The sequence below is a fragment of the Mycolicibacterium agri genome (assembly GCF_002553505.1).
In the GTDB taxonomy this organism is placed as follows: Bacteria; Actinomycetota; Actinomycetes; order Mycobacteriales; family Mycobacteriaceae; genus Mycobacterium; species Mycobacterium agri.
Map to the genome: position 1 here is coordinate 1 of NZ_PDCP01000133.1, position 10,111 is coordinate 10,111.

Below are 10,111 nucleotides of genomic sequence, written 5' to 3' on the forward strand. Positions count from 1 at the left end.
CTACGATGCATCACGGACCGACCAACCCCTGGTCGGAATCCAATAGCTCGAGCCTCCGGCGAATCCAGGGCGATTCACTTCGATACAAAGCTATTTGAATTGTGGTGCCTCGGGGCACTTGGACGCGGCCTCGCCGGCGCGCTGAACTTACCGGACCCCATGATCAACGAAGGCTGGCGACGAGGTGAGCCCGCTTACACCTTCGAGGGCTTCCCGGGGCGCTTGGATATGTTCTTTCAACGAAGCTTGTCAGCTATCGGCGAGGGTCATGTCGCGCGCTGGGTGAAGGACAATGGCCGGCGTCTGGGCGGCATACCGGACATTGCTATCCGCGCCAAGCCGACGGCGGGCGATGTTCGGTTCGCTGTCATCGATCCAAAGTTGCGACAGAGAGATCGATTACCGGCCGAAGAGCTCTACAAGATTCTCGGGTACTTGCAGAATTTCGACATCCGCCCCGCCATCGGCATGGTGCTGATCTACACAGCGAGCAGCGAGGTGACCGAGCCCGACATCTTTCACGACGGCGAAGGCGGCACGCTGATTTCGGCCGCACTTAACCCAGCAGCACCGCAAGAGGTTACTGGCGTAGTACTCGACCAAGTCAATCGCGCGGTGCTCAGCCTGATCGATTACAAGCTCCCATCGCAAGGTGGCGACGAAGCGGTGCCCACCGCGGAACTGACCGACGATGAACGAGCCGAGTTGGCCATCGAAGCAACAAAGGCGTCGCTGGCTACTTGGGGACAGACACACCTGAGTGAGATCGGCGCGAGTCGAGATAGAATTGAAACCCTCGTTGGCGAAACACGCTGGAAGGCACTGGATCAGGACGCACAAGTCATGATGGCTACAGCCGATCTCGTTGGTCACCAACTTGATCCGACCGCTGACTTCTCGGGTCCAGTGATCGGGATGTGTGCCGCGGTCGAGTACCTACTACATGCCTGCGCGATCACCCCTCTTGTTGGCGATGACAAAGACCGGCAACGTCAGACACGGACATTTGGTGCAGCGATCGACGCAATCGACCTAGCGTGCCAAGGGAAAGGTGGGGATCTCCCGCGTGATATTCGTACTCACTTTGAACAGTTACAGCTCAATGTAAGCCGGGTGGAGGACCTCATACCGACGTGGCGCCGGCTAAATCGCACCTTCCGTGTTCCAGCTGCGCATCGCAAGGTGCTCACGAAAGCTGACTGGCAACAGCTGTATCGGTTGGTTATGGGTGCAGAGACATTATTTATTCGCACGTACGACGCGATCCGTCCGCCAGGCTAGCCGTTGCCGCGGACCAACAGCAGGTCCACGCAAGTACCCCGCTGTCTAAAAGCACTTGCCGTTCGATGTCGTCCGAGCTGCGGTTGAAGATCTCCGCTAGGTAGGCTTCATGCAGCTCGTTACCGTGGACAAGCCTTTCCGTTAAGTCCTCAAACCGTGGGCGGAAGAGATGCTCGGCGTCCGGCACACACTTGTGTATGTACTCAAGCGCTATTTCAGTGCCTGCCAATGCCATAGCGAACAGCGGCTGTGGTCGTTCAGGGGCGACATCTGGGTCCGGACGGAACTTCCCGTCGACAAGATCGAGGTGGTTTCGCTCTAGGTCATGCCACGAACCATGGATGGCGCCCGAGCCCATCCGAAATGCCGAATAAGCGGTTGACCCAAGAAGTTTGAGCCTTTGTTGGGCGGTCGGCCATGGATTCTCCTTCTTAAGTCGACTCCGCGGAGGGATCTCAGACTCTGAAACACCAGCCGTATCAAAGGTTCGCTGAATGGAGCGCTCGATCCGCAGTTCGATATCGAGCTTCTGCCCACCACGGGCGGCAGCCTCTTTTTCGATGTCCTTCAGAAACTCTTTCTCGCCGATGAGGCTGTCGAGTACATACGCATCAAACCGGGAAGTGTCCGATGGATCCTCGAGGAGATATTTCAAAGATGACGCCGAATCGAGGAACTGACGTACGAGCTGCATTTGTTGGTCGCCGCCGTGGCCGTCGGCGATCCCGGCGATGATCGAACGCATCAGCTTGGTCATGCGTACGAGATGTCCAACGAGGATAGCCTCGTTGCGCGCAAAGCCATCGGAGTGTTGTTCGTCGAGCGTCCCAGCAGCCGCTACCACCAAGGCGCCGGCTTCCTTCAGTAACTCAAACGATGCGCGAAGGAACGGGTCCTCTGACGTGGCGGACGTAAGTGACTTGAAATCGACCTCGTACCGCGGAATGACGCTCAAATCGAGTTCTTCTTTGTCTCCCATGCAAATTCAAATTATAAGCGATGTCACGCGGTGCCAGATTTAGGCACCTAGAGTCGTGACGGCCCGCGGTCCGCAACGGCGGCAGCCGAAACGGCCTCCTCGATCTCGACGCTGAAGTGCGCGGCGTTCCGCTCGGCCCATGCCTTGTTGCCCTCGAAGCGGGCGGTTGTGGGCTCTTGGTCCTCCCAGTGCGTCGTCTTGTGGAGGGTGTAGACGTACTCAGCCTTGGGGACGGACCACTCGCAGGTGATGCGGTAGGTGCGGCGAAGCTCGGGATAGTGCACGTAGATGTCATCCCGCACCTCGGTGCCAAAGTGCGTCGCGTTTCGCAGCGCCCACTCGCGATCGCCAACCGCGACAGGGCTGAGGAGGAGTTCTTCCTTGGACTCGCGCCGGCTTGGCGGGATGTAGCCGCGGTAGAGGATCTTGTAGAAGACGTACATGTAGGCCGCGTGCTCGATCGACCACTCTCGGGTAATGCGGTAGTCAATCGGATCGAGCTGGCGCTTCTGCTGCGCACGTAAGACCGCCTGGAGGTTCTCAATCTCAAGCCGCGTCTCGGTATCGGGCGCCGCAATGTCGACGATGAGGCCCCACTCATAGTTGCGCATCAGGTGGGCAAGATCGCCGATCTCATCAGGCGAGCGATCCGCCGCCATGACCACCTGCCGGTTGCTATCAAACATCCGCTCAATGACGTCCAGCAATGCCGAGCGTGCCTCCTGCTTATCCTCGGGCGCGAACTCCTGAACGTCGTCGATCAGGAGCACGTCGGACTGGGCGTAGATGTCCTTCTTCTGCTCAGTGAACCAGGCCCCACGCTCGCCTTCATCGGGATGGGAAGTGAAAGCCTCAACCATGGTGTCGCCCGTGACCCATTTGACCTTTAGATCTGTGTGCAGTGCCGACGTGAAGTGATAGATCGCCCGAAGCAGGTGCGTCTTGCCGACGCCCTGGGCACCCCAGATGATCAGCGGGTTGTATGCCTTAGCAGGTGACTCGGCAACTGCACGAGCTGCGGCATGTGCGAAGCGGTTCGACTGTGCGACAACGAAATTCGTGAAATGATGACCCATCGATCCATGATGTCAGCCGGGGGTTCGGCGGGCAATGGCGTCTTGGTCAGTCACCGCTCATCAAATGATCTTGTCTTGCAACCGTCGGTCAGCGGCGGTGTGTAGACGACCTCGCCACAAGTCCGGCAGTAGTGGGTCCGGTGGGTAATGCCGCAGTCGCAGTGGGCGCTGCCGACAAGGCAGGTGTTCGCCTTCAGAGCGTGGCCGTTCGGGCACCGAGCGGGTGCTCGTTCCTCCCAGCCACGACGGGTGCGGCGAAGCTTCACCACACAGCAAATCGTACAAGTGTTCGATCTGTCGCAGCCCGGCAAGTCCCGACATTTGCCGACGACAGTTCCGCGGGGCAAAGCGGGCAATCCGGGCCGACGCGCGACACGCCGGACAACGCCGACATCCCGAGGCTTTGTCCACAGCAAACTACACTAGTGTAACTCAGGATTCCACCGGGCTGACCTGCGCATATCGTGCGTTGTCCACAGAAGCAGCCGGGGTGATCGGAGCGTATCCCCAACGCGCCCGAATTGTTGCGACATCGAGATACCGGGTGTCGTCTGCGGCGCGGCCTATGATCCAAGAAGCCCAGACCAAAGCCGGTTTGGGCCCGGAGTCCTTTGGTCTGGAACCTCTTGGCTGCTTGGTCGGCAGGCCTTGACGGTAACACCGGCACTCGCCGGGGCAGCGGTAACCCGCCAATTGCCCGACCCAGACTTCGCCATGCACGGCAATAGTCGTGCCTGAACAAGTGCAAGGAGCACGCAGTGGCGAAGAGCCAGAAGCCGAACAGCCGGCATGTCGTCCCCAGTCCGAGCGGTGGGTGGGACGTCAAGAAGCCGGGCGCGAGCCGTTCCAGCGCCCACACCGACAGCCAGCGGGAAGCAACCCAGCGCGCCACGGAGATCGTGCGCAACAGCGGTGGCGGCGAGGTCCGGATCCACGGCCGCGACGGCCAAATCCGCGACTCCAACACCGTGGCGCCAGGCAACGACCCGTACCCGCCCAAGGGCTGAACCGTGGCCGATCCGATCATTCCAAGCATCAGCCTGGGAGGCTTCGTCGAGTTCGCTTCGGCGATGTCGAGCGGTCGAATTACGGCCGTGCAGAACGTCATTGCGAACGAGTTCGGCGGTTACGAACCCAGCCACGACTTCTACCGCCAGTTCCGGATCGCCATCGCGGAAGGCATTGCCAACGGCGACGACGCCTTACGGATACGCCGTGCCGTCGATGAATGCACCCCGAAGCGCCGGAGCCACTACGAGGCACTCGCAACGGGGTGGAACCGCTGGCGTCGCGGCAAGAACCTGGAGGTGTTCTCCCAGCCGCTTCCCTGGCACGCCAGCGGCCTCGAAGTGCGGGTGTCGCCGCAGTTCATCTACCGGGCGAAGTCCGAGCCGCTCCTGGTCTGGCCGTACTTCAAGGATGCCGAATTGTCACGCGACGGCATCCAGGCAGCCATCCGGCTGACCGAGATGACTCATCCCAATAGCGAGCGCCGCCCCGCCGTGCTCGACGTGCGCCGTGGAACCCTCCACCACGCGGCGAAGCGGCGGCGTAAAGGGTTCGACGCGTGGCTGACAAGCGAGGCCGCGGCTTTCATCTCGCTGCTTGAATCAATCAGAAACGTGGCGTAAGGATCGTCCTGGCGGTGGGAGCTGTAGCCAAGCGAGTCCACTAGTGCGGGTCCTGCATTCTTACTGCAATCATGAATCGGCAGCTCAGAGCCTTGCGAAGATCATCGACCAAGCCCGAAATTGCGACCGGGCACCACGAACCGCGCCGCTCCCCGTCCCACCAAGCAGCTCCGTCCCGACGAAGCCGGCCAGAGCCTGACTGCCTGGGAAGAAACCCACAACGTCGCGACCATTACCCGGCAGCTCAATTGGGACTACGGCACGGTCCGCAAGTACCTCATCGCCGCCTGGCATCGACACCGCCTGGCGGTCGACACCCGACGCGCGCAATGACGAGATCATCCGGCTGCATTTGGAAGGAAGCCAACTCGGCAGATTGCCAAGTAGCCACAGCAAGGCCTGGACGACCATGCGTGACAACAAGGCTCGGGCGGCTGAATCCTGATCATCGACCCGCGACCGCTTCTTCATGGCTAGCAGCAGCAACCCATCGTCACAGCAAATGCACCGTTGTCCGCGAAACCGCCGACGTGGAGCGGGGTCATTCGTCATCGTGTCGATCACGCTACCGACGCGTGATTCTGGACATGATTGAGTGCCGCAACGGCTGGGCCGCATGGGTCACGACGGGAGGTAATGGTGAGCTTGCATTTTTCGCGTATCGAAGTAACGAACTTCCGGAACTTCCGTCACCTGGTCATCGACCGCTTCCCATCGCCAGCCGTCATCGTCGGAGAGAACGGTGTAGGCAAATCAAACCTCTTGGACGCCCTTCGATTGGTTCTAGATCCCGCGCTGCCCGATTCACGCCGCCTCCTGCGTGCAGAAGACATTTGGGACGGGTTCCCGGGCGGATTGGCCGCTGGTGTCGAAGTGACGGTCGTGGTGGAACTGCAGGGGTACGACGACGATGAGGACGCAAAGGGACTTCTTGGCGGCTGCACGATCGGCACGTCGCCGTACACTGCGCGACTGACGTACCGATTTGCCCCTCGACGGCCAGCGAATACCGAGAAAGAGCAAGGTGAGGCTACCGGCGATACCCAACCTCTAACGAGCCAGGACTACGATTTCGTCGTTTTCGGAGGTCTTGACGAAGGCGAAGACGTCAGGTCGATCCGCCGCGATGTTGCAATACGGATCCTGCCCGCCCTTCGAGACGCCGAAAGCGACCTGCAGTCTTGGCGGCGCAATCCCCTGCGGGAACTGCTCGAACATCTCCCCTTAGACCCAGCGAACCTCAAAGCGACCGCGGACGCGGTGGCATCAGCGGTTGACCAACTCACCGCTGACCCATCGATCGACACGCTGCAGACCGACTTAGGCAGCCGTCTTGATGACATGCTCGGGCCGCGGCTGTCTGTCGAACCAACGCTCGGCTTCACTTCGTCCCAGCCCGACGAACTCGTGCGCGCGGTCCGCCTGTTCGTTGACGCGGACCGAAGGCGTGCCGTGAGCGAAAGCAGTCTGGGCAGCGCAAACATCATCTATCTCGCATTGCTGCTGGAGGTCCTTCGCCGACAACGCATCGATGACCAGTTCGTCGCAACTCTTGTCGCGGTTGAGGAACCGGAGGCGCACCTCCATGTAGCACTGCAGCGAAAGCTTTTTCATTACCTATTGCGAAGCGAGCCATCGCTGGTGCTGACCACGCACAGCCCACACATCGCGGCAGTCACGCCAGTCAAGTCGTTTGTCGTCCTTCGCGCCACGGCGGACGGGAGCGTGGGCGCCAGCACAGCGGACCTAACTCTTGCGCCTCAACAGGCGGAAGATCTTGAGCGTTACATCGATGTGAGCCGGGCTGAGATTCTTTTTGCCGCGGCCGTAATTCTCGTCGAGGGTCTTGCCGAACTTTACGTATTGCCCAGCCTCGCCAAGGCGGCCGGGTTCGACCTCGATGGCCACGGAGTGATCGTGGCAAGTGCTCACGGCACTGACTTCAGACCGTTCCACGAATTGCTGGGCGACCGCGGCCTCAGGACGCCACACTTCATCGTGACCGATGGCGATTCGGCCCCGAACAAGCGCGGAAGAGTCGAAGCCGGGCTAAAACGTGCGGCCGCACTCACTCCGATAGCAGAGCACGAGAGCTTGAAAGAGCGGATAGCGGCTCTACCGAACCAGGCGGATGCAGATTATTGGAACCAACGGCGTTCGATCTGCGAGAAGCTCGAAACATTTGGGATATTCGTCGGCGCTGAGACGCTCGAAGCGGACGTCTGCCCTGTGTTCCCTAGTGAGATGGAGGAAGCATTCAACGAGTTGACAACATCGGCTCCAGCGCGTGCGGACGTTCGCAACGGGATTGAGAACGAAACCGCATCGCCAGTCGATGCAGACATTCGGGCCGCCATGCTCTCGCGATTTAGCGCGCGAGGCAAGGGCAGGTACGCACAACGCCTTGCTTCCCACCTTGAGAAGGCGAATCTCATTGAGCGCCTGAATGATACAGATCCGGCCGACTCGGGCACAACGGAGTTGACAACGCCGTACGACAACTTGCGCGCCGGCTACTTATTCAGAGCCCTCGACGCTGTATCGCAGGCCATTCGAACAGAACCCCTTCTCAAGTTCCCGCCGCGAGGGCAGGACGCGGACGAGCAATGACGCCGCTGCTCAGCAAGGCGCTGCTGGAGGAACTTGACGAGCTCAACGACGAGCAGCGAAAGGCCGCGTTGCACCACGGCAATGTCGTACTGACAGCAGGCCCAGGCAGTGGCAAGACCAGGACCGTTGTTGCGCGCGCCACCTACCTCTTGGAGAGTCAAATCTCCCGCTTTCGCGGCATAGCTTGCATCACGTACACCAACGCCGCAGCCGACGAGATTCGGCGACGAGTAGCGCGACTTGGCGCACAGACAGGTCGTCGCCTGGTGTGCTCGACGCTCCATTCGTTCTGCCTCAACGAGATCCTTCGCCGGTACTCGGCGCTCACAGAGTTCCCTGTGTTGGAGCCTCCAGAAGTTCTCGGAGAGCGAAGTCAGGCTGACCTCCTGCAATGGTGCTTCGATGAACTGGAGATCGCAGATCTGCAGGCCAGCTTCCGCCTGCCGGTCAGCACGAAGATCCGCCGGGCGATTGCATGTGGTGAGGACCTTGGCCAGTTCGACACACGCGAAGTCGCCGCTGCGGAGCTGTACGACGAACAACTCTCAGTACGAAATGAGATCGACTACGAGTCGATGGTCATTCGAGCTCTAGACACCGTGAGAAACGACCAGCACGTTCGTGACTTGCTTCACGCCCGGTTTCCGCACGTGCTCGTTGACGAATACCAAGACCTTGGTGGAGTGCTGCATGATCTTGTCGTCGCACTGGTTGACCAAGCTGGCATCTGCGTGTTCGCCGTCGGAGATGCTGACCAGTCCGTCTTTGGGTTCACAGGAGCTGACCCCCGGTATTTGAATATTTTGCAACGACGAGATGACTTCGCTGATCTGCCACTGAGCATCAACTACCGGTCTGGGCAACACATCATTGCGGCCGCGGAGGCGGCATTAGGAATACCGCACGGTCGAGTTGCACGCGACAACGCGTCTCCAGGACAAATTATCCCAGTATCAGTTGACGGCGGGTTGGATACTCACGCCGCCGCGGCCGTCGAGATTATCAATGAGTCGGTCGCACAAGGGATCCGCCTCGAGCGCATGGCAGTGCTCTATCCCTCTAGGGGGCCGGTGTTGGACTCAATTCTCAGTGAGTTCAGTGCCCAGGCTATCCCTTTCATTCATGAGCGTGATGAGAAGCTCCCTCCAGGTACGCTCTCGGAGTTCGTCCAACGCTGCGCGAGTAGATCGCTCGCCGACTACTACCTGCGAACGCTGTCAGCCGACGAACTGGAGAAGCTTGACCACTTCACCAGCGCCCCGAGTGTCATGAATCTCAAGCGCACCCTCGACCGACTGCGGGATGAATCCGGTCTTGAAAGGCCCCGCCTGCGATTCGAACTCGTGCGCCGCCTGCAGGCAGCACTGGCTCCACACGAATCACCATATCGCCCCGAAGTCTCGGCCACGGAGTGGCTCGAAAACGTCGTGGTCAGCCTCGACCTTAGCGAAATTGCTGCACAGCATCCATTGCGAGACAACAGATCTGCGATCGCCGACTTGCTGGCAATCGCCCAAGCAGACGAACTGGAGCTCCATGATCTCGCACGCTTCATCGGCGTCGTCGGTAAGGTGACCTTGACCACATATCACGGCGCCAAGGGGCGCGAGTTCCACACGGTAATTCTGCCGGGCCTCCTAAGCGGGATCCTCCCAAGGCGCGTCAACGACCGTGGTGTTTGGAGGGACCCGGATCCCATAGAGCTCGCCGAGCAACGTAGGACCTTCTATGTTGCGATGACCCGTGCCGAGGAACGAGTTCATCTTATCGTTGGACCAGGCTACTTCACCCGAAACGGGTATTGGTGGGAGCAGGGACCGTCAGAATTTGTCATCGATATGTTCGAGATTCTGGAGGAACAACAGTAGTTGAGTTTGGCGGCTTGAAGGACAGGCAGCGTCAACGAGACGCAGTGCGAGATCCGACCTTCGGACAGCCTGCGGACAACCCCGCAGTCATTCGACCCGAAGAATGTCTCCTGATGGTGCCGCACGCAGTACAAACCGTCACCACCACCGCCCACGTCGCCGCGCGGGCATTTCGATTACCGGCATCTCCCACGGAGCCACCGGGCGGTCGACAACCGGCCGGACCGTCTCGGGGCGGACACGTTCATCATTGTGTCGCTGCTCCAGGGCATCGGCTGTGAATGGTTCGTGTTTCTTCAGCGCGTCGATCAGCTCAGCGACCAGAATGTCCAGTCGCCGGACTTCAGCTTCGGCGGCCGCGCCATCAGGTAGCGATTCGACTCCGTATCGCACAGAGACAGCCGCAAGCTCCTGGACCAGGCGCCCGAGCGCAGTCACCAATGGCCAGAACCGAACCCAAGCCGGATCCTGAACTCCTGTAGCTCGGAGTACCCCGGCGGCTTGACCTTCGGCGTCTTGATCGGCCGATTGAACGGATCGCACTTGATCATGTACTGCTTACACCATTGCAGCCATTCGACCGCTGCGGTGGCTATGTCAACTCGAATTGGCCCCGGCTGGGCGGTTCGAAGTGGCCCCGCCCGGGGAAGGCTGGAGTTGCCGTGC

8 protein-coding genes and 1 pseudogene are annotated in these 10,111 nt (G+C 60.2%); 5 read left to right on the forward strand and 4 right to left on the reverse strand.

The features are described from left to right. Positions 1 to 1,281, forward strand: a 1,281-nt coding sequence (locus tag CQY20_RS31955) for a hypothetical protein (protein ID WP_207767358.1), incomplete at its 5' end; no start/stop codon positions are given. Here CQY20_RS31955 and CQY20_RS31960 read toward each other — a convergent pair. Both CQY20_RS31960 and CQY20_RS31965 read right to left on the reverse strand, forming a co-directional pair. Beyond that, positions 1,244 to 2,260 carry a DUF5677 domain-containing protein gene (locus CQY20_RS31960; RefSeq protein ID WP_097945078.1) on the reverse strand — a complete coding sequence of 339 codons (1,017 nt, stop codon included), beginning with the start codon at positions 2,258 to 2,260 and terminating at the stop codon, positions 1,244 to 1,246. The two genes, CQY20_RS31955 and CQY20_RS31960, sit on opposite strands and share 38 nt — an antisense overlap. Before the next feature lie 47 nt (positions 2,261 to 2,307). Next, positions 2,308 to 3,336, reverse strand: a complete 1,029-nt coding sequence (locus CQY20_RS31965) for a DnaA ATPase domain-containing protein (protein WP_097945080.1) — start codon at positions 3,334 to 3,336, stop codon at positions 2,308 to 2,310. Positions 3,337 to 4,094: 758 nt separating this feature from the next. Between CQY20_RS31965 and CQY20_RS31970 the strand changes: the two genes are divergently transcribed. Both CQY20_RS31970 and CQY20_RS31975 read left to right on the forward strand, forming a co-directional pair. Next, complete coding sequence (locus CQY20_RS31970; protein WP_097945082.1) at positions 4,095 to 4,343, forward strand: DUF2188 domain-containing protein; 249 nt, start codon at positions 4,095 to 4,097, stop codon at positions 4,341 to 4,343. 3 nt (positions 4,344 to 4,346) lie between these two features. After that, entirely contained in the window at positions 4,347 to 4,967 is a 621-nt protein-coding gene (locus CQY20_RS31975; RefSeq protein WP_097945084.1) for a hypothetical protein, read from the forward strand. An 84-nt stretch (positions 4,968 to 5,051) separates the two neighbouring features. Here the strand turns inward: CQY20_RS31975 and CQY20_RS34675 are convergent, their stop codons facing one another. Continuing rightward, on the reverse strand, positions 5,052 to 5,438 hold the full coding sequence (locus CQY20_RS34675) for a hypothetical protein (protein ID WP_133119194.1): 387 nt from the start codon (positions 5,436 to 5,438) through the stop codon (positions 5,052 to 5,054). 168 nt (positions 5,439 to 5,606) lie between these two features. Between CQY20_RS34675 and CQY20_RS31985 the strand changes: the two genes are divergently transcribed. Next, positions 5,607 to 7,577 carry an ATP-dependent nuclease gene (locus CQY20_RS31985; protein WP_163700462.1) on the forward strand — a complete coding sequence of 657 codons (1,971 nt, stop codon included), beginning with the start codon at positions 5,607 to 5,609 and terminating at the stop codon, positions 7,575 to 7,577. Beyond that, positions 7,574 to 9,445 carry an ATP-dependent helicase gene (locus CQY20_RS31990; RefSeq protein ID WP_097945090.1) on the forward strand — a complete coding sequence of 624 codons (1,872 nt, stop codon included), beginning with the start codon at positions 7,574 to 7,576 and terminating at the stop codon, positions 9,443 to 9,445. The genes CQY20_RS31985 and CQY20_RS31990 overlap by 4 nt, the downstream gene beginning before the upstream one ends. 434 nt (positions 9,446 to 9,879) lie before the next feature. Here CQY20_RS31990 and CQY20_RS35280 read toward each other — a convergent pair. After that, positions 9,880 to 10,111 (reverse strand): annotated as a pseudogene (locus CQY20_RS35280) (hypothetical protein); the annotation flags it as partial.